The sequence below is a fragment of the Leptotrichia sp. HSP-342 genome, from assembly GCF_041199995.1.
GTDB lineage: Bacteria > Fusobacteriota > Fusobacteriia > Fusobacteriales > Leptotrichiaceae > Leptotrichia > Leptotrichia mesophila.
Genome location: NZ_CP165646.1, coordinates 1,483,832 through 1,504,386, shown reverse-complemented (window position 1 = coordinate 1,504,386; position 20,555 = coordinate 1,483,832). Strand labels below are relative to the sequence as shown.

Annotated in this window: 20 protein-coding genes; 14 read left to right on the top strand and 6 right to left on the bottom strand. The window is 31.0% G+C overall.

The window, feature by feature from the left end:
- Window positions 1–81: 81 nt before the first annotated feature.
- The 7 genes from AB8B23_RS07690 (at window position 82) to AB8B23_RS07660 (ending at window position 6,369) form a co-directional block, all read left to right on the top strand.
- Window positions 82–555 (top strand): V-type ATP synthase subunit K, encoded by a 474-nt coding sequence (locus AB8B23_RS07690; protein ID WP_021743251.1) that lies wholly within the window; start codon window positions 82–84, stop codon window positions 553–555.
- A 64-nt stretch (window positions 556–619) separates the two neighbouring features.
- Complete coding sequence (locus AB8B23_RS07685) at window positions 620–1,171, top strand: V-type ATP synthase subunit E (protein ID WP_369712257.1); 552 nt, start codon at window positions 620–622, stop codon at window positions 1,169–1,171.
- A gap of 94 nt (window positions 1,172–1,265) precedes the next feature.
- Complete coding sequence (locus tag AB8B23_RS07680) at window positions 1,266–2,264, top strand: V-type ATP synthase subunit C (RefSeq protein WP_369712256.1); 999 nt, start codon at window positions 1,266–1,268, stop codon at window positions 2,262–2,264.
- Window positions 2,257–2,565: a V-type ATP synthase subunit F gene (locus tag AB8B23_RS07675; RefSeq protein ID WP_147005310.1), complete on the top strand. Its 309-nt coding sequence runs from the start codon at window positions 2,257–2,259 to the stop codon at window positions 2,563–2,565. Before AB8B23_RS07680 ends, AB8B23_RS07675 begins: the two co-directional genes overlap by 8 nt.
- A 17-nt stretch (window positions 2,566–2,582) precedes the next feature.
- Window positions 2,583–4,355: a V-type ATP synthase subunit A gene (locus tag AB8B23_RS07670; protein WP_369712255.1), complete on the top strand. Its 1,773-nt coding sequence runs from the start codon at window positions 2,583–2,585 to the stop codon at window positions 4,353–4,355.
- Entirely contained in the window at window positions 4,348–5,727 is a 1,380-nt protein-coding gene (locus AB8B23_RS07665) for a V-type ATP synthase subunit B (protein WP_021769345.1), read from the top strand. The genes AB8B23_RS07670 and AB8B23_RS07665 overlap by 8 nt, the downstream gene beginning before the upstream one ends.
- A 3-nt stretch (window positions 5,728–5,730) precedes the next feature.
- The gene (locus AB8B23_RS07660; protein ID WP_369712254.1) at window positions 5,731–6,369 is read left to right on the top strand and encodes a V-type ATP synthase subunit D; all 639 of its coding nucleotides are present in this window, start codon (window positions 5,731–5,733) and stop codon (window positions 6,367–6,369) included.
- 108 nt (window positions 6,370–6,477) lie between these two features.
- Here the strand turns inward: AB8B23_RS07660 and secA are convergent, their stop codons facing one another.
- Entirely contained in the window at window positions 6,478–9,141 is a 2,664-nt protein-coding gene (gene secA / locus AB8B23_RS07655; RefSeq protein WP_369712253.1) for a preprotein translocase subunit SecA, read from the bottom strand.
- A gap of 59 nt (window positions 9,142–9,200) precedes the next feature.
- A complete protein-coding gene (locus AB8B23_RS07650; RefSeq protein ID WP_369712252.1) occupies window positions 9,201–9,563 on the bottom strand; it encodes a hypothetical protein in 363 nt (120 codons plus the stop codon).
- A 276-nt stretch (window positions 9,564–9,839) separates the two neighbouring features.
- Here AB8B23_RS07650 and AB8B23_RS07645 point away from each other — a divergent pair, with 276 nt between their 5' ends.
- Window positions 9,840–10,664: a Cof-type HAD-IIB family hydrolase gene (locus tag AB8B23_RS07645; protein ID WP_369712251.1), complete on the top strand. Its 825-nt coding sequence runs from the start codon at window positions 9,840–9,842 to the stop codon at window positions 10,662–10,664.
- 148 nt (window positions 10,665–10,812) lie between these two features.
- On the opposite strand, the gene AB8B23_RS07640 is transcribed toward AB8B23_RS07645, so the two are convergent.
- From AB8B23_RS07640 to AB8B23_RS07625, 4 genes are all read right to left on the bottom strand, one after another.
- On the bottom strand, window positions 10,813–11,250 hold the full coding sequence (locus AB8B23_RS07640) for a hypothetical protein (protein ID WP_021743260.1): 438 nt from the start codon (window positions 11,248–11,250) through the stop codon (window positions 10,813–10,815).
- A 134-nt stretch (window positions 11,251–11,384) separates the two neighbouring features.
- Window positions 11,385–12,029 (bottom strand): HIRAN domain-containing protein, encoded by a 645-nt coding sequence (locus AB8B23_RS07635; RefSeq protein WP_006803752.1) that lies wholly within the window; start codon window positions 12,027–12,029, stop codon window positions 11,385–11,387.
- A gap of 107 nt (window positions 12,030–12,136) precedes the next feature.
- Entirely contained in the window at window positions 12,137–13,117 is a 981-nt protein-coding gene (locus AB8B23_RS07630; RefSeq protein WP_369712250.1) for an NAD(P)-dependent oxidoreductase, read from the bottom strand.
- A gap of 103 nt (window positions 13,118–13,220) precedes the next feature.
- On the bottom strand, window positions 13,221–13,949 hold the full coding sequence (locus AB8B23_RS07625; protein WP_369712249.1) for an HAD family hydrolase: 729 nt from the start codon (window positions 13,947–13,949) through the stop codon (window positions 13,221–13,223).
- Window positions 13,950–14,146: 197 nt separating this feature from the next.
- Here AB8B23_RS07625 and AB8B23_RS07620 point away from each other — a divergent pair, with 197 nt between their 5' ends.
- The 6 genes from AB8B23_RS07620 to AB8B23_RS07595 all read left to right on the top strand — a co-directional run bounded on the left by AB8B23_RS07620 (window position 14,147) and on the right by AB8B23_RS07595 (window position 20,540).
- A complete protein-coding gene (locus AB8B23_RS07620) occupies window positions 14,147–16,336 on the top strand; it encodes an RNA ligase (protein ID WP_369712248.1) in 2,190 nt (729 codons plus the stop codon).
- A 143-nt stretch (window positions 16,337–16,479) separates the two neighbouring features.
- Window positions 16,480–17,190 carry a purine-nucleoside phosphorylase gene (gene deoD, locus AB8B23_RS07615; RefSeq protein WP_369712247.1) on the top strand — a complete coding sequence of 237 codons (711 nt, stop codon included), beginning with the start codon at window positions 16,480–16,482 and terminating at the stop codon, window positions 17,188–17,190.
- A gap of 37 nt (window positions 17,191–17,227) precedes the next feature.
- Window positions 17,228–17,377 (top strand): hypothetical protein, encoded by a 150-nt coding sequence (locus tag AB8B23_RS07610; RefSeq protein WP_006803764.1) that lies wholly within the window; start codon window positions 17,228–17,230, stop codon window positions 17,375–17,377.
- Window positions 17,378–17,462: 85 nt separating this feature from the next.
- Window positions 17,463–18,947, top strand: a complete 1,485-nt coding sequence (locus tag AB8B23_RS07605) for an aminoacyl-histidine dipeptidase (protein ID WP_369712246.1) — start codon at window positions 17,463–17,465, stop codon at window positions 18,945–18,947.
- Between the two features lie 26 nt (window positions 18,948–18,973).
- Window positions 18,974–19,555, top strand: coding sequence for a ribonuclease M5 (gene rnmV / locus AB8B23_RS07600; RefSeq protein ID WP_369712245.1), 582 nt, complete (start codon window positions 18,974–18,976; stop codon window positions 19,553–19,555).
- Window positions 19,556–19,643: 88 nt separating this feature from the next.
- Entirely contained in the window at window positions 19,644–20,540 is an 897-nt protein-coding gene (locus tag AB8B23_RS07595; RefSeq protein ID WP_369712244.1) for an HD domain-containing protein, read from the top strand.
- Window positions 20,541–20,555 lie beyond the last annotated feature (15 nt).

Below are 20,555 nucleotides of genomic sequence, written 5' to 3'. Positions count from 1 at the left end.
TTGAATAAATTTTGTTTGTGAAAAATAAAAAATTAAGTTAAATTGTTAAAATAAAAATATAAAAAATTAGGAGGAAATAAAATGAATGTTTCACAGTTTTTAGTACAAAATGGAGGAATCGTAATGGCGACATTAGGTGCGGCGTTAGCGACATTATTATCAGGAATTGGATCAGCAAAAGGTGTAGGAATAGTTGGAGAAGTGGCGACAGGGCTTATGAGTGAAGAGCCTGAAAAATTTGGTAAATCGTTAGTATTACAATTGCTTCCAGGAACACAAGGATTATATGGATTCGTTATTGGACTTATGGTATTAGGAAAATTAAATGCAAGTATGACTTTCCAAAATGGACTTGGAATCTTAATGGCATGTCTTCCAGTTGCTCTTGCAGGATATGGTTCAGCGATTGCACAAGGAAGAGTTGCAGCATCTGGAATTAGCTTGCTAGCTAAAAATGAGGAACAAAATACAAAAGGGATTATTTATGCGGTAATGGTTGAGACTTATGCATTATTGGCATTCGTTGTATCAATTATGTTATTAGCGAAATTCTAATTTTATTTTATAAAATAAACAGATAGAGTGTAAATGTGACATAAAAAACGGAAAAGGAGTAAATATGTCTAATTTAGATAATTTAACATCAAAAATAATAACTGATGCTAAATCGAAAGCAGATGGAATCATAAAAGATGCTGAAGAAAAAGCAAAGCAAAAATATGATTTGGAAATAAAAAAAGTTGATACGAAAAAACAAACATTACTTGAAAGTGCAAGAAGAGAGCGTGAACTGCTTTCAGATAGAATTAAGTCAAGTGCAAATTTAAAGTCTAGAAATGAAAAATTGAAGGCAAAACAGACAGTAATTAACAAAGTTATAGATAAACTAAAATCAAAACTTGTTAATATGAATGAGAATGACTACATCAATTATTTGAATCAGAATATTGATAAAAATTCTATAGCTGGAAAAGAGTTAATTGTAAAAAAAGAATTTGTAGATAAAGTGAAACAAGAGTTTTCAACTGCAAAAGTTAAGGAAAATGAGTTTGTAAGTTCAGGATTTATCATTGAAGAAAATGGAATTCAGGAAAACTATACTTTTGAAGTAAAATTGGATTTTATGAGAGATGAACTGGAAGTCGAAATTTCCAGACTTCTTTTTTCATAATTTAAATAAAATTTATAAAAATTTAAGTTTTATGATTGTTTTTATAAAATAAATTTTATAATTAACTGGAATTTGTAATTAAAGGGAGAAAAAAATGGATAGAATGGATTACGGACAAAGTGTCGTAACTATTAGAATACTGGAAAAAAGGCTTTTGACTAGAAATAGGCTGGAACGAATGATAGAAGCCCAGACTCCCGAAGAAGTGCTAAAATTACTGGGAGAAACAGAATATTCTCAAGATATGGCTGATATTCATGGAAGCCAGGATTATGAAATAATCTTAAAAAGAGAAACAGAACGTGTGTTTTCAATTGTAAGAAATATGATAAAAAATACTGGAATTGTTGATGTTTTATCTCTTAAATATGATTATCATAATTTAAAAGTGTTGTTAAAAAGCAAAATAACAGGAAAAGATTTTTCAAGTTTGCTTATGCAGGCTGGAACGATTGATGCCAGTAAATTTAAGGTAAAATTTGAATCACAAAGCAACGACTTGCCACAGGAAATAATGGAGGCAATTGATGAAGTTCAGAAGGATTTTGAAGAAAATCATAATCCTCAGAGAATCGATATAATTGTAGATAAACATTATTTTAGAAATCTATCAAGGCTTGCAAAGGAAATCGACGTAAAAGTGATTACTGATTATGTAGAAGGATTAATAGATTTTCAAAATATGATAACTCTATTTAGAGTTCAGAAGCAAAAGCGTGATGCAAGATTTCTCGAAACTGTTATTTTTGAAGGCGGGACAATTTCAAAAAATAAAATTGTTGCATCAATAAATGACAATACAGACACTATCTTGAATAAATTTAAGAAAGAAAAACTGGGGACATATCTAGTAAAAGGATTAGAAGCATTTAGTGAAACCAAAAGATTGTCAGAACTTGAAAAAATTTCAGATAATTACCTGATGGAATTAAATAAAGAATCAAAATATGTTGTATTTGGACCAGAGCCATTATTCACATATCTAGTTGCAAAAGAGCGTGAAATCAATGCAGTTAGAATGATAATGGTAAGCAAAATAAACAACATAAGTTCAGATAAAATAAGGGAAAGGTTGCGTGAAACTTATGCATAAAATAGGCGTAGTTGGAGATAAGGATTCTATTTTATCGTTTAAGGCACTAGGAATTGATGTGTATCCTGTTGTTACAAAGGAAGAGGCAAGAAGCACGATTGATGAGATGGCAAGTAATGACTATGGTATTATCTTTGTGACTGAACAAATTGCCGCATTAATTGAAAATACCATTGAAAGATACAACCGTGAAGTGCTTCCAGCTGTTATTTTGATTCCTAATAATCAGGGAAGTTTGGGAATTGGGCTTAAAAAGATAGATGAGTATGTTGAAAAAGCGATAGGATCTAATATATTTTAGACGAAAGGAGAAATTCATTGAAAACAGGAAGAATAATAAAAGTTTCTGGACCTCTTGTTGTTGCGGAAGGTATGGAAAATGCCAATGTATATGATGTGGTAAGAGTTTCGGAGAAAAAATTGATAGGTGAAATTATTGAAATGAGAGGCGATCAGGCTTCTATTCAAGTATATGAAGAAACATCAGGAATTGGGCCAGGAGAAGAGGTTTTCACAACTGGAGAGCCTTTGAGTGTTGAATTGGGGCCTGGACTTATTGAAGCGATGTTTGATGGAATTCAACGTCCACTAAAGGAATATCAGGAAATAGCAGGAGACTTTTTGGAAAAAGGGATAGAAGTAAAACCTTTAAATAGAGAGAAAAAATGGGAATTTGAGCCTGTGTTATCTGTTGGAGCAACAGTTGAAACTGGAGATGTTTTAGGAACTGTTCAGGAAACTTCTGTTGTAAATCATAAAATTATGGTTCCAGCAGGAATTAAAGGAATTTTGAAAACTATTAAAAGTGGAAGCTACACAGTAGTTGATACAATCGCAGTTATTGAAACTGAAAAAGGTGAAGTAGAAGTTCAAATGATGCAAAAATGGCCAGTAAGACGTGGAAGAAAATATAAACAAAAATTAAACCCAGAAGCTCCGTTAATTACAGGACAAAGAGTAATTGACACATTCTTCCCTGTAACTAAAGGTGGGACTGCATGTGTACCAGGACCTTTTGGATCTGGAAAAACAGTTGTACAGCACCAAATGGCTAAATGGGCAGATGCTGAAATTATAGTTTATGTAGGATGTGGAGAACGTGGAAATGAGATGACGGACGTTCTTATGGAATTTCCAGAAATTATAGATCCAAAAACAGGACAGTCACTAATGAAAAGAACTGTACTTATAGCAAATACTTCAAATATGCCAGTTGCAGCCAGAGAAGCTAGTATTTATACTGGAATTACAATTGCAGAATATTTTAGGGATATGGGATATTCAGTGGCAATAATGGCGGATTCTACTTCGAGATGGGCAGAAGCTCTTAGGGAAATGTCTGGACGGCTTGAAGAGATGCCAGGAGATGAAGGATACCCTGCTTATCTAGGTTCAAGAGCTGCAGAGTTTTATGAAAGAGCAGGAAAAGTAATTTGTCTTGGACAAGATGGAAGAGAAGGGGCATTGACAGTTATCGGAGCAGTTTCTCCTCCAGGTGGAGATATTTCAGAGCCAGTATCTCAGGCTACACTTCGTATTGTTAAAGTATTCTGGGGATTAGATGCCAATTTGGCATATAGACGTCATTTCCCAGCAATTAACTGGTTAAATTCATATTCATTGTATCAAGGAAAAGTTGATAACTGGATGGATCAGAATGTAGGGCCTAAATTTTCTAAAAATAGAGCACGTGCAATTTCATTACTACAAGAAGAAAATAGCCTACAGGAAATTGTTAGGCTGGTTGGTAAGGATACTTTGTCAGAAAAAGATCAGCTTAAACTGGAAATTGCAAAATCTATAAGGGAAGATTACTTGCAGCAAAATGCGTTTATGGAGTCAGATACTTATACTTCGCTTGAAAAACAGGATAAAATGCTTGATATAGTATTGAAATTCTATGATGAGGGATTAAGAGGGCTTGAAAATGGAGCTTATTTAAATGAAATCGTTGCAATGCCTGTAAGAGAAAGAATTGCAAGAGCAAAATATTTACCTGAGGCAGAGTTAGGCAAAATTGAAGAAATAGCAAAAGAATTGGAAGAAGAAATTGACGAACTTGTAAATAAAGGAGGTGTAGCAAATGCTTAAGGAATACAAAACTATTAAGGAAATAGTAGGGCCACTTATGGTTGTTGAAGGTGTTGAAGGAATAAAGTATGAGGAACTTGTTGAAATTGAAACACAAAATGGAGAACTTCGTCGTGGGCGTGTACTTGAAGTAAATGGCGATAAGGCAGTAGTACAGCTATTTGAAAATTCAGCTGGAATTAATTTAAAGGATTCAAAAGTAAGATTTTTGGGTAGACCTTTGTCGCTTGGAGTATCAGAAGATATGATAGGGCGTGTATTTGATGGATTGGGACGACCAAAAGATAATGGACCAAAAATAATTCCTGAAAAAACATTGGATATAAATGGAACGGCTATAAATCCAGTTGCACGTGATTATCCGTCAGAATTTATTCAAACAGGAGTTTCTGCGATTGACGGCTTAAATACCCTTGTTAGAGGACAAAAATTACCAATTTTCTCTGGTTCAGGGCTTCCACATGCAGAATTAGCACTTCAAATTGCAAGACAGGCAAAAGTTTTGGGAACAGATTCAAAATTTGCCGTGGTGTTTGGAGCGATTGGAATCACGTTTGAAGAAGCTCAGACATTTACGGAAGATTTTGTAAAAACAGGAGCAATTGACAGGGCAGTATTGTTTATGAACTTGGCTAATGATCCTGCAATTGAACGTTTGTCTACACCAAAAATGGCACTTACTTGTGCAGAATACTTGGCATTTGAAAAAGGAATGCACGTACTTGTAATTTTGACTGACTTGACTAACTATTGTGAAGCATTAAGGGAAGTTTCGGCGGCAAGAAAAGAAGTTCCTGGAAGAAGAGGATATCCTGGATACTTGTATACTGACTTATCCACAATTTATGAAAGAGCAGGAAGAATTAAAGGGCGTGAAGGTTCAATTACTCAAATACCAATTTTGACAATGCCAGAAGATGATAAGACACATCCGATTCCAGATTTGACTGGATATATTACAGAGGGGCAAATAATCTTGTCAAGAGATTTATACAAACAGAACTTAATGCCTCCAATAAATGTTTTACCATCACTTTCAAGATTGAAGGATAAAGGAATTGGAAAAGGAAAAACTAGAGAAGATCATGCAGATACAATGAACCAATTATTTGCAGCTTATGCAACTGGTAAGGAAGCGAAGGAGCTGGCTGTAATCCTAGGGGAATCAGCATTGTCTGAAACTGATAAGGCATTTGTTAAATTTACAACTGCATTTGAGGAACAATATGTTGCTCAAGGGTTTGACAATAACAGAACTATTGAAGACACTTTAAATTTAGGATGGGATTTACTAAAAATATTACCAAGAACAGAGTTGAAAAGAATTAGAGACGAATATTTGGAAAAATATTTGCCTGCAGGAGATGAATAGACTATGGCAAGATTAAATGTAAATCCTACAAGAATGGAACTGAGCCGTTTAAAGATACGTCTAAAAACTGCTAAAAGTGGACATAAACTGTTAAAGGACAAGCAAGATGAGCTTATGCGTCAATTTATTATTTTAATAAAACAGAATAGAAAATTGCGTGAAGAAGTGGAAGGAAAATTACAAAATTCATTTAAGGATTTTTTACTTGCAAGAGGGGTAATGTCTGATGAAATGCTTGAAAATGCTATTGCATATTCAGAAGATAAACTTTTAGCAAATATAAAAACTAAAAATGTAATGAGTGTAATTGTGCCAACAATGACTTTTAATAGAGATATGGAAAATGCAGAAGTATCTTATCCTTACGGATATGCTCAAACATCTGCTGATTTAGATGATGCTGTTGATGGCTTGAATCGAGTAATGAAAGATTTGCTGGAACTAGCAGAAACCGAAAAGTCATGTCAGCTTATGGCAGATGAAGTGGAAAAAACAAGACGGCGTGTAAACGCATTGGAATACATGACAATTCCTCAGCTTGAAGAAACAATCCGTTATATTCAGATGAAACTTGATGAAAATGAAAGATCAAGTATCACAAGGCTTATGAAAGTTAAGGATATGATGGCTGAAAAAGCATAAATTTATAAGAATTTTGTTTAAAAAATTGAGTCGCAATTAAGCGACTCTTTTTATATGTTTATTTATTATTGTAAAATATAAATCGGTAAAGTTTTTGATTTTTTAAAATTAAACATTTCTTCTTTCAAGTTCTCTTCTCTCTCTTCTTGAAAGTGGACGAGATCTGTTATTGTTTGATGGATTGTTTGAGATATTATCACCAATCATATCATTTTCATCATGTTCATATCTTACATTTGAAACTTCTTCATGTGTAAGGTTGCTTGTATCTTCTTCGCCTCGCACTCTTAATTTTAATATGAACGAACTCGTTTCACGCTTTATTGCATCGATCATTTCGTTATAAATGTCATAAGCTACAATTTTATAATCGTGAATAGGATTTCTTTGACCGTATGAACGAAGACGTATTCCTTCACGTAGTTCTGTTAAATCTTTTAGATGCTGTCTCCACTTGGAGTCTAGTACTTCCAGCATGATATATCTTTCAATTCTTCTGAATACTTCTTCTCCAATTGCCTCTTCTTTTTCATCATAAATTCTTACTAAATCTTCATAAACTTTATTTGAAATTTCTTCTGCACTTGAGTTTTTTAAGTCTTCTGAAATTTCATATTCAAAAGTTTCCATAAGTTTATCTGACAGAAGGTTAAAGTCTTTTTCACCATTTCCTTCACCTACATAGGCAGAATTTACGATATCATCTACAGTATCTGAAATCATATTTGTTATCAGTTCTTTTAGGTTCTCATTTTTCAGGATAGCATCACGTTGCTCATAGACAACTTCTCTTTGAGTATTATTTACATCATCATATTCGATAAGACTTTTTCTTGATGAAAAGTTTCTGCTTTCAATACGTTTTTGAGCATTTTCTACTGATTTACTAATTTGTTTATGTCTAATTTCTTCATCTTCATCAATTTTTAGCATTTTCATCATTGTTTTAAGCCTGTCTCCACCAAACAATCTCATGAGATCGTCATCCAATGATAAGTAGAATTCTGATGTTCCTGGATCTCCTTGACGTCCCGCACGTCCTCTTAACTGATTGTCAATACGTCTACTTTCGTGTCTTTCTGTTCCAAGAATGAATAATCCTCCAGCAGCAAGAACTTTTTTCTTATCCTCTTCACATTCCCTCACGTATGTTTTATAAACATCTTCATATTCAGGAGTTCCTTTTACAGCTACTTTTGTTGCAAAGGATTCTGCATCTCCTCCCAATTTAATATCTGTTCCACGTCCAGCCATATTTGTTGCAATTGTAACTGTTTTGAAACGTCCAGCCTGAGCAATTATTTCAGCTTCACGTTCATGATGTTTAGCATTTAATATTTCATGCGGTATTTTTGCCTTTTTTAGTAATGCTGAAACTTCTTCTGAATGCTGGATTGAAGCTGTACCGACAAGAACTGGCTGACCTTTTTCATAAAGTTCTTCTATTTTTTTTGCGATTGCTTTATATTTGGCCTTCTTGTTCATATAAATTACATCTGCGAGATCAACTCTAGCAACTGGTCTGTTTGTAGGAACAACAATAACTTTTAAGTTGTAAATTTGTTTAAATTCATCTTCTTCAGTTTTTGCCGTACCTGTCATTCCTGAAAGTTTTTCATACATTCTGAAATAATTTTGTAACGTAATTGTAGCAAGAGTCTGATTTTCTCCGGCAACTTCTAGTTTTTCTTTTGCCTCAATGGCTTGATGGAGTCCATCTGAATAACGTCTTCCTTCCATAAGACGTCCAGTAAATTCATCTACTATGATAACTTCATTATCATCATTTATTATATAGTCTCTATCTAGCTTGAAAAGTTCCTTTGCTTTCAATGCTTGCGTCAGGAAATGTGTAAGTTCTACATACTCAGGTGAATATAGATTATCAATTTTTAATATTCTTTCAACATTTTTAATTCCCTTATCAGTAATTGTAACAGTATGGGATTTTTCATCGACTTCATAATCTTCCCAGTCTTCATCTGGAATTACAGTATTTTTCTTGTCTTTAATTTCTTCAGTTTTATAACTTCTTTTAAGTTTTTTTGCAACTTCTGCAAAAGTGTTGTACCATTCTGTTGTTTCTTCTGCTGCTCCTGAAATAATAAGTGGTGTTCTTGCTTCATCAATCAGAATTGAGTCAATCTCATCGACAATTACATAGTTATGTCCACGTTGAACTTTTTCATCCAGTTCCCCAACCATGTTGTCTCTCAAATAGTCAAATCCAAATTCATTATTTGTTCCGTAAGTAATATCACAGTTGTAAGCATCTTTTCTTTGTTCAGGTGTAATATTTCCTACAATTACTCCTGAAGTAAGCCCTAGAAACTCAAAAAGTCCTGCCATTATATCCCTATCTCTTTTTGCAAGATAGTCATTAACTGTTACAACATGTACACCTTTTCCAGTTAACGCATTTAAATAAATTGGAAGTGTCGCCATCAGGGTTTTTCCTTCTCCTGTCTTCATTTCTGCAATGCTTCCTTTGTGAAGAATCATTCCACCGATAAGTTGAACATCATAGTGCCGCATTCCCATTAGCCTGTTTGCCGCTTCTCTCACAGTTGCAAATGCTTCTACGAGTATATCGTCAAGTGTTTCTTTTTCAAGCCTTTTTTTAAATTCAGCAGTTTTATTTTGTAATTGTTCATCTGTTAATTTTTGAAAAAGAGGTTCCACTTCATTAATTTTGTTAACTAGCTTTTGCATTTTTTTTATTTCTCTCTCGTCTGAAGTACCAAATATTTTTTCTCCTATTTTTTTTAACATTTTTTATTTTTCCTTTCTTATATTTTTTATTAAAAATTTAGATTTGAAACATTTGGTTTCTATTCTCTTGTTCTAAGATTATTTTCATCTTTTTTCATTAGAAATATACTGTTGTTTCCAATATTTTTAGAAATTTCAATAAAATTATCATAAAAATAATTATTTTGTTTTTCTACAAAAACAAAAAATGTACTATTCTTACGATTTTCTTTTTCTTTACGTTTTCCAATTTTTTTCAATTCTTGTGTTAATCGTCTGTTGCTTGCACTTTCGATTTGATTAATCTTAACAATCAAATCTCTTATATCTTCATGGCTTAGATTATTTTCATCCACAAAGACACTTAATTTATGACTAAAACTAGGTGTTCCAAGCAGACTTGAATAAGTCATCATAAAAATAATACAAGTCATGACAAGCATAATACTTTTTCTTTTATTTATAATTATTTTTCTCACTCCTAAAATTTATTATTTAAAGTTGTTAAAACTCCGTTTATTATACCATTTATTACGATTTTTGTCTATTAAAAAACTGTACTTGTATTTTCAAATAGTATTTTTTTATATAATTGTTGAATATTTATTTAAATTAATGTATACTAGTATAATAAAATTGCACTGAAAAAGGGCTAAAAAGCTACATTATTTTGTCTGATTCTAAAAAAATATAAGATATATGAAAGAAAGGATGGAAACATGGTAAAACTAATTGCAATTGATATGGATGGAACTTTATTGAATGAGAATAAACATATTGACAAGGCACAGAAGGAGGCGATTCACGATGCAATAGAAGCTGGAATAAAAATTGTGCTCTGTACAGGAAGGCCTTTGTATGGTATTTTGCCATTTTATAAGGAACTTGGACTTCATGAACTTGATATGGAAGGATATGTAATTTTAAATAATGGATGTTCGATTCACAAGACGAAAAACTGGGAGTTGATTGATTGGGTAGAGATTACATCTGATGATATTGATTACTTGTATAAATTTTCTGAAGAACATGATATAAACTTTACTTTGGTTGATGATACACATTATTTCAACATAGGTAGAAAACCTACAGATGAACTTGTTATAGATGCAAAATTTGTTTTTTCAGACATTACAGAAATAAGTCTTGAAGAGGCGAAAAGTGGAAAATACAAGATAATTAAGGCAATGTATATCGGAAATCCTGAAGAAATGGAAAGTTTCCATAAAAAATATGAAAATATACTAAAAGATAAATATAGCGAGGTACTAAGCCAGCCATATGTGTATGAAATACTGCCAAAAGGGAACAATAAAGGAACAGGGTTAAAAAAACTTGCAGATAAGTTAGGAATAAAGCAGGAAGAAGTAATGGCAATTGGTGATGGAAATAATGACATTGAAATGTTTGAATATGCCAATTATAGTGTTGCAATGGAAAATGCAACAGAACTTGCAGCAAAAGCAGCCAAATACAGGACTGACAGCAATATGAACGATGGAGTGGCAAAAGCAATTAGAAAGTATGCTCTTAATAAAATTTGAATATAAATAAAAAATAATCTCTATCTTAGTATTTTCTAGGAAAAGAGATTATTTTTAATATAATTTACTTACAAAAATTTTCCAAAGTTCAAAAATGTTTTTATATTTCTGTTATGTTTTAAAATTTCTAAAATTCTAATCTATAAAATTAGGCTTCCTGTGTTGCATATCCACCTTCAATTGCCACTTCTTTCACTTTTTCCTTCTTCTGTTTTATTTTTAGTGAAAAAGTTCCAGTTCCAGCCTGATTTCCATATTCTTCAATATAATCAACTACAAATACGTTTGTCATGTCGATTTTTCTTACCATCTGTCCTGCTGAAATTATTTCAAGACTGGCTTGTCTGTAGGCATCGCTTGCTTCTGATGGTACTAATGACCATTGTGCTACTTTTCTTGTGTCGTCTTCTGTATCGCCATTTGCCGCTGCCAGTATTTTTCCACGAATTTCCAAGATTACTCCCAAGTCCGTTGCTCTTGCATTAGAGTCATCGGGCGTTTCAGAAATGTATTTTACATCCAGTATACTTTCCTTATCAAGTAAAATTTCGTTTTCCTGACCTTTTACACTCAATCTGAATCCCATAATTATTCCCCCTGTTTTATTTTTGACAATTAAATAATAGTACTATTTTTTAAATTAATTTAATTTTAATTATCTACTATTATTTTACATCAAAAACATTCATTTGTCAATATTATTTTTTAATTTTTTATTAATTAATCTACAAGATAAATTTTAAGAGCTATCTCCTCATCATAAGGAATCGGTACTGCAATAAACTTTTTCCCAGCATCAATCATTCTTGCAATAATTTCACTTTGGTTTTTCGGCAAATATCCAACTTTTTCCTTTTTGGAATTATACATGGCGACTGCATTTAACGAAATGCCGTTAAATTCACGAAATAAATCCAATTGAACTTCATCTTTAATTTTAATTGCAAAATTTCTGATATATTTAGCTCCTTCCAAATAAGTATCCAGTAAAAAGAGCCTTTTTGATTTTTTTGTATATTTATCAATTAATGTTTTGGCATATTCAAACATCATTTCCTTGCCAAGCCTAATTTTTTCCTCACGTCCATTATTTTTCTGAATAACAAGCACTCCATTCCCGAAATTAAACTCATTTATCATATAATTACTTTGATTTTTCAAAAGTTCAAAATAATCCATCATTTCTTCAAAAATCATAATTTCCTTCTGATTGATCTGGAAAGAACCTTTTTTTAGCTCAACTGAAGTATTTTCAATATATGAATAATAAAATCTTCCATCAGGAAAAATTTCAATTTCATAATTTCCTCCATAATAAAGTCCATCAAACTCAAGTTTTATCCCGCTAAAATTATTTATTAACATTTATCTTTCACCTCTTTCATATTTCTAGTAAAATTTTTCTGTAAAAAACATTTCTGAAAAGTATTAGTTTAGTACAGAATTTTTTGTAATATTTTTGAAAAATTTCCCTATTTTAAGCCTTCCAGCTTTCCTTCAAGAAACAGTTTTAAATTTTTCTCAACATCGTCCATCAGCTTTATCATGCTTTTTTCAGATTTCCAAGCAATATGCGGTGTAATTAAAATATTATCTAGCTCAAATAATTTAGAATTTTTTTCAATTGGCTCAACACTTGTAACATCAACAGCTGCTGATTTTATTATTTTATTTTTTAGTGCAAAATACAAATCTTCCTGATTTATTATGGGTCCTCTTGCAAGATTCAAAATTACCGCACTTTTCTTCATTTTTTTCATTTTTTCAAGATTTATAAGATTTCGTGTTGAATCAGTCAGCGGGACATGAAGCGTTAAAATATCACATTTTTCCAGCACTTCGTCCAATTCATACCGTAAAATTCCATCTTCTCCAATTGCAGTTTCACTTTTGCCATATTCTTTTCCAGTATTTTTAGCAACTATAACTTTCATTCCAAGCATTTCAGCAATCTTTCCAACTCTTTTACCAATATTTCCAAATCCCACAATTCCCAAAATCTTCCCAGTCGCATCATCTATCGGATATTTCTGATATTCAGGAACAACAATATTCATCCATTTTCCTTCTTTAACTTCCTCAAAATATCTATTAACAGGTGTCAATTCATTCAATAAAAAAGTAATTGCAAGCTGTGCCACAGAATTAGTCGAATACCCCGAAACATTCGCTACTTTTATCCCAAACTCATTTGCACTTTTCACATCAATATGGTTAAATCCTGTCGCTGTAATAAGTATCAATTTAAGTTTTTCAGCCTTCTCAAATTGCTTTTTCCCCAATTTTATCCGGGTCGTTATTACAACATCCACATCCTTTATTCTTTCGTCAATTTCGCTAGAATTAGTATCCTCATACTCAATGTATTTGCCGTATTTAGAAAATTTTTCTTTCAAATCAATAGGGCCTGCCGTAATTCTGTCTAAATAAACTATCTTTAAATTTTTATCCATAATTATCATCTCTCTTTAGTTAATTTAATTTTTGCATATTTATAAAAAGTTATTTTATCAAATTATATTTTTGGTTTGAAAAATATATTCGTTTAATGTCAATTTATATAATATCCACATCTGCTTTTAATTTATAAATAACATCTTTTCTTTCTACAACTATCATTACTTTTTCCTTCAATTCTTTATCTCTTTTTATTTTTTGAAGTAATTTTTTAGCAGGATTTATAGCAATGGCGTTTCCTACCTTTTTAAACATTGTCAGATCACCTGTTGTATCTCCGTAAGCATATGATTTTGTCAAATCTATTTCGTACATTTTACAAAAATCTGCTATTGCTTTTTGTTTACTTCTGGCATCCCACATTGGAGTTACTTTTCCTGTAAAAATACCATTTTCATTAACTTCATAAATAGAAGCCTTATAATCTTTAACTCCGTATCTTTCAGCCATCTTGCTTACAAGAAAGTCTGGGCTCCCAGAAATAATTATAACTTTATGATTTCTTTCTTTGTGGTACTTTAATCTTTCACGTGTGTAACGATAAACCTTGTCGCCTTTCAGCTCCATTACCCTTTTAGCAATAAAATCCATATCCTCCTTGCTAAAATTCTTTAGAGCTTCCATATAAGTCTGCACAAGTTCATCTAGATAATCGTCATAATCTCCAGTTCTATTTTCCCATTTGGAAAATTTTTCTTTAACTTTCCCTTCCCAAGTCATCATATCAATATATTCATACTGCACAAGCATCTTAAAATGCTCAATTAGTAAAGAATCTCTATAAATTGTTCCATCTATGTCAAAAAATGCCGCTACATTTTTATTCATCCGCATTCCCCCTTATTTAGTTTCAATATTTTTTATTATTGTTATATTTTAACCTATTTTTCTTAGAATTTCAAATAAATAGAGGAAATAAATTCGTGTTTTGAAATATTAGTCTAATTTTTATTTGACTTATAATTAAAATATAGTAAAATTATAGTATATTTATTTAAATAGAATTTTGAAGGGAGTGAAGAAGAATGAGAACGTTATTATTGTTACGGGGAACAGTTGGAAGTGGGAAAAGCACTTTTGTTAAAGAAAATAATTTGGAGCCATATACTCTAGAAGCAGATAAATTCAGGCTTCTACTTTCTAATCCGAAATTAACAAAATTTGGAGATTTTGAGATTTCGCAGAAAAATGACAGGTTGGCTTGGGAAATGCTTTTTAACTGTCTGGAAGAAAGAATGAAAAGTGGGGAATTTACCGTTGTTGATGCGACACATACTACAAAAAGAGCGATGAATTCTTATAAGAATCTTGCGGATAAGTATAAATATACAATTTATTATTATCAGTTGGATACGCCACTTGAAGAGTGTATTGAAAATAATAAAAAGAGAGAAAGCTATAAGCAGGTTGACGAAAATGTTATAAGCAGAATGTTTAGAAATATTCAGAATGAAAAGATTTCGGGAAGTTTTAAGAGAATATTTGATATAAATGAAATTATAAATTTTTGTATTGCCGATGTGACAGGAAAATATGATAAAGTCCGAATAATTGGGGATATTCATTCTTGTTTTACAGCGATTTCTGAAATTGTGAAGGATTTTGACAAAAATACCTTGTATGTATTTTTAGGAGATTTTTTGGACAGGGGAATTGAGCATAAACAGACACTTTTGTTAATGCTGGATTTATATAAAAAGGAAAATGTTATAATGATTGAAGGAAATCACGAAATTCATCTCGAAAATTTTGCCAATGACTTTAAAATTAATTCAAAACAATTCCTAAATGAAACTTTGCCAGCGATTTTAGAAGATGAAGAAAATATTGACAATTTTAAAAGAGAAATTAGAAAATTTTATAAAAAGTTAAGACAATGTTATGCTTTTAAATTTTACAATCATAAAATTCTTTGTACACATGCAGGCCTGTCTTTTGTGCCGAATTTGGCACTTGTGTCGACTAACGAAATGATAAACGGTGTTGGAAGCTTTGAAACCGAAATTGGAGAACTTTATGAGGAAAATTATTTGAAGGGAAAATGTCAGGATTTTGTGCAGGTTCATGGGCATAGAGGTGTAAATTCGACTGAACATTCAATTTGTCTGGAAGGAGAAGTTGAGTATGGTGGAGAGCTGAAATATTTGGATGTAATGCCTGATGAAATTTTGCAAAAATCTATTATAAATACAGTTTACGATAGAGATTATTTGCAACACGAACTGGAAAAGGCAAAAGAAAACAAGCAGATAAATTTGACAGCAGACGAAGATGTGAATAAATTGATTGTAAGTAAACTGATTAGCGTTAAAAAGACAAAACCTAACTTGTATTCATTAAATTTTGGAAGAAACGTGTTTCGGAAAAAATTGTGGAATGACTCGACAATTAAGGCACGTGGACTTTTTGTAGATGCAGAAACTGGAAAAGTGAAAATAAGAAGCTATAACAAATTTTTTAATTACGGCGAAAATAAATATTCTACGAGAGAATATCTTGAAAACAACATAGTTTACCCAGTTACAGCCTACGAAAAATACAACGGATTTTTAGGAATACTTTCAGTTATTGATGAAAAATTTGTATTTGCAACAAAAAGTGTAACAAATGGAACACACGTCAAATATTTTGAAACTCTTTTTGAAAAAGCAAGTGAAAAGATGAAAGATGAAATTTTTAGAATTTGCAGTGAAAATGATGTTTCTATAGTGTTTGAAGTGGTTTCAAATGAAGACAGACATATAGTTGATTATTTTGGAAAGGAACATCTTTTTATCTTAGATGTTATTGATAATAGCTTGTTTATAAATGGTGTACATGTGGATAACAATTTTAGTAAAAGATTTTTAAAAGAGATAAATTTTGATGATGATGTTATTAAAATGAAAAAGGAAATCAAAAAATGCAATAACTTTGACGAAATAATTGACTTGATGGAAAATTATGATAATTTTGAAAATGCTGAAGGTATTGTATTTTGTGCTGAAAATGGACTTATGTTTAAATACAAGGCAAAGCACTATAGTCTTTGGAAAAAACGGCGTGGAATTCTGGAATTTTATAGAAAAGATTTCAATAGAGCAAAACTTGCTGGAAGATATAAGGACGAGCAGGAGTTTATTGAATGGCTTACTGAACTTGATAATGATAAAGCTGAAAATGCTCATATTATTGATTTGATGAATGAATATGAGATTAAGAAAAACAATTTATAGAATAAAACATAAATAAAGAATAAAAATATCAAAAAAAGAAAATAAACTCCTTGAACAATTTAACAAATTGAAGTAAAATATAGTAAGTAAAAACTTTTTAGAAGAAATAAAAATAATTATAAAAAATTTAGGAGGTAATAAAAATGGGAACGCCGCATATTGGAGCAAATAAAGGAGATATTGCAGAAACTATACTATTGCCAGGAGATCCGCTTAGAGCAAAATATATCGCAGAAACATTTTGGGAAGATGTTGTTCAGTATAATAATGTTAGAGGAATGCTAGGATTTACTGGGACTTATAAAGGGAAAAAAATATCTGTTCAAGGAACTGGAATGGGAGTGCCTTCAATTGGGATTTATTCACATGAACTGATAACTGAATTTGGAGTAAAGAACTTGATTAGAATCGGTACAGCTGGTTCTTATCAAGAAGATGTGAAAGTTAGAGATGTTGTTATCGCAATGTCAGCTTCAACTGATTCTGCTATTAACAAATTGAGATTTAATGGAGCAGATTATGCACCTACAGCAAGTTCAGATTTAGTTTTCAAGGCTTATGAAATTGCTAAGGCAAAAGGATTGAATGTAAAGGCTGGAAATGTATTTACAAGTGACACTTTCTATGGAGATGACCCTAATGCTTGGAAAAAATGGGCTGAATTTGGAGTATTATGTGTGGAAATGGAAACAGCACAACTTTATACAACAGCGGCAAAATTAGGAGTAAATGCATTAACTTTACTTACAATAAGTGATTCATTCATTACTCACGAAGTTACAAGTGCTGAAGAAAGACAGACAACTTTTAATGAAATGATAGAAGTGGCCTTAGAAACAGCATTACAGCTTTAAAATAATTAAAGAAAATAACTAAAGGGAGAAAAAATTAGTGGAATTTTATAAAAGATTAGTTATAAAAATTTTAGAACGTAGTTCAGTTGGTTCTGAAAATAGAATTTTGAAAAAGTTAAAAAGCGGGTATGACTTGACACAGAGAGAAATGTCAGAGCTTGAAGAATTACTGGAAAATATTTTATAAATAAAGATATTTAAGAAATCTTTATCTTTGAGGCAAGGGGATTATCCCCTTGTTGTTAATTTAAACTAAAAGAAAGGAAAATAAAATGAAAATAGAAAATTTATATCCTGAAAAAGTTTTTCACTATTTTAGTGAAATTTCAAAAATACCAAGAGGTTCAAGAAAAGAAAAAAAGATTAGTGACTGGATTGTAGAATTTGCGAAGGAAAGAAATCTGGAAGTTATTCAGGACAAGGCATTAAATGTATTAATAAGAAAGCCTGCAACAGCTGGATACGAGGAATACTCACCACTTATCCTGCAAGGACATATGGATATGGTTTGGGAAAAAAATAAAAATACACAATTTGATTTTGAAACACAAGGAATTGAACTTGTTGTGGAAGATGGATACCTAAAGGCAAATGGAACAACACTTGGGGCAGATAATGGAATTGCTGTGGCTTATGCACTTGCGATACTTGATAGCAATGACTTGAAACATCCGGCACTTGAAATTATCATCACAACTGACGAAGAAGACGGAATGAGCGGAGTTAATAACCTTGACTTTGGAATTTTTTCTGGAAAGACACTTATAAATTTGGATACTGAAGAATACGGACAAGTTTATGTGAGCAGTGCAGGTGGGGCGAGAATTCTTAATGAGTTTAACTTTGATACTGAAAAACTAGAAGAAGATGATACTGTTATAAGTATTGATGTGAAAGGTCTTCTAGGTGGGCATTCAGGTGCTGAAATTCATTTAGGATTAGGAAATTCAAATAAAATTTTGGCAGAAGTTCTGAATCACTTAAATAAAAAATACACTCTTGCAATAATGGACATTGACGGTGGGGAAAAAACTAATGCAATACCGAGAGAGGCTGTGGCGTTGCTAGCTGTAAAACTTGAGGATGAAAAAGTCAGTGATTTTGAAAAATTAGCAAACCTTGCTTTTGAAAATATAATAAAGGATTTTAAAATTATTGATAAAAATCCAGTTATTGAAGTGAAGGAAGTTAAGAAAGAGGAACTAAAAAATCAAGGGAAATTATCAATTTCCAATACAAATGCCGTTATTTCGTTTTTCCACGAATTTCCAAATGGAGTTATCTCAATGAGCAAAAATATCGAGGGGCTTGTAGAAACTTCAATAAATCTGGGAGTTATAAAAACTGAAAATAAAGATGGAAAAATTACAATAAAAATTCAGGCATTGCCAAGAAGTTCGGTGAACAAATCTCTTGAAAAGTTACTAAATGATGTAAAGGAACTTTCTGAAAAATATGAAGTAGCAATAAAAGTAAATTCTCCATATCCATCTTGGGAATATCGAAAAGATTCAAAGATTCGTGAAATAGTTGTAAACTCATTTAAAAAAATAACAGGAAAAGATCCTGAAATTAAGGCAATTCACGCTGGACTTGAATGTGGAATTTTTGATAACAATATGGAAAACGTTGATATTGTTTCAATTGGGCCTAATATTTACGGTGCTCACACTCCTGAAGAAAGAATGGAAATAGATTCAGTTGGAAAAACTTGGGAATTGTTACTAAAAGTTATGGAAGATTATAACATTAAATAAAAACTAAAAACAAAAGGGAATATTAAATGAAAAAAGAGCCAAATAAACAAAAAGAAAAACTAAAAATAAATGAAATTATAGTGGTTGAAGGGCGAGATGACATAACAGCCATAAAACGAGTTGTAGATGCCCATATTATCGCCTTAAACGGCTTCTCCGCATTATCTAAAAAAACGATAAATAAAATGATTGAATTGTCAAAAACTAATGATTTAATTTTATTTACAGATCCTGATTTTGCAGGAAAAAAAATTCGTGATACATTAAAAAGATATATTCCAAACATAAAACATGCTTTTGTAAGTCAGAAAGATGCAACTAAAAATGATAATATAGGAGTTGAAAATGCCAATGACAAAGTAATTTTAGAGGCTTTGAAAAATGTTATTACATCTAGTCAAAATATTGAAGATAGATTTAATATTAGTGACTTGATTGATAATGGATTTGTTTCTGGAAGCAATGCAAAGGAACGCAGGATAATGCTCGGAGATATTTTAAAAATTGGATATTACAATGCAAAACAGCTTTTAAAGGCTCTTAATTCGTTTAATATTTCAAAAGAACAGTTTGAGGAAGCTGTTGAAGAGATAAATAAGACTGTGTAGAATAAAAAATTAAAAAAAGCTGTGTTTGAGGTTGTAATTTGTTAATTGAAAAAATACAAGTTTAAATAATAAAAAAAGGATATAAAAAATGTTTAAGGTTAATAAGGTTAATGATGAACTATATGGAGAATACTATGTAGATGATGTTATTTATGAAATAATAAATACAAAAATTTTTAAAAGATTAAAAAATATCTATCAATCTGGTGGTGGATATTTGGTTAATGAATTATGGAATGTAAATAGACACGAACATTCAATAGGAACAATGATATTATCTTTAAAATTTAATGGAAATATTGAAGAACAAATAAAAGCACTTTTACATGATATTTCACATACAGCTTTTTCCCATGTAATTGATTATATTTTAAAAAACGAAAATGAAGATTATCACGAAAAAATTCAAGAAGATTTTTTAAATGACGAAGAGTTGTTAAGTATTTTACGAAAATATAATTTGAATATAAAAAGAATAATGTCAAAAAATTATAGTTTTTTAGATAATGAATTGCCTAAATTGTCATTTGACAGAATAGACTATACTTTAAGGGATTTGTTTAGGCAGAAAAGAATTTCACATAAAGACGTAAGGGAAATAGTTAATAATCTAGCGGTATATCAAAATAAATTATGCTTTAATTCTTTAGAAATTGGAAAATGGTTTCAGAAATTATATTTTCAGGAAGTGGTAGAGTATTTTCAAGATCTGTTAAATATGTATATAAACACGATGTTATGCAATTTACTGACTTCAGCTTTGAATGAAGAAATTATTCAGCTTCAGGATTTTAATTTTACAGATGAATATATAATAAAAAAAATAAATTCTTCGTCCAAAAAGAAAGAATTGGAAGATATAATAAATAAGAAAAAATTTGATGAATTTTTATTATTGAAAGAAAAAATAAAAGTAAAAAAAAGATATATAGATCCTTATATATTCGTAAATAACGAAATAAAAAGGATCTCTGAAATTAAATAAAATATAAAAATTTAT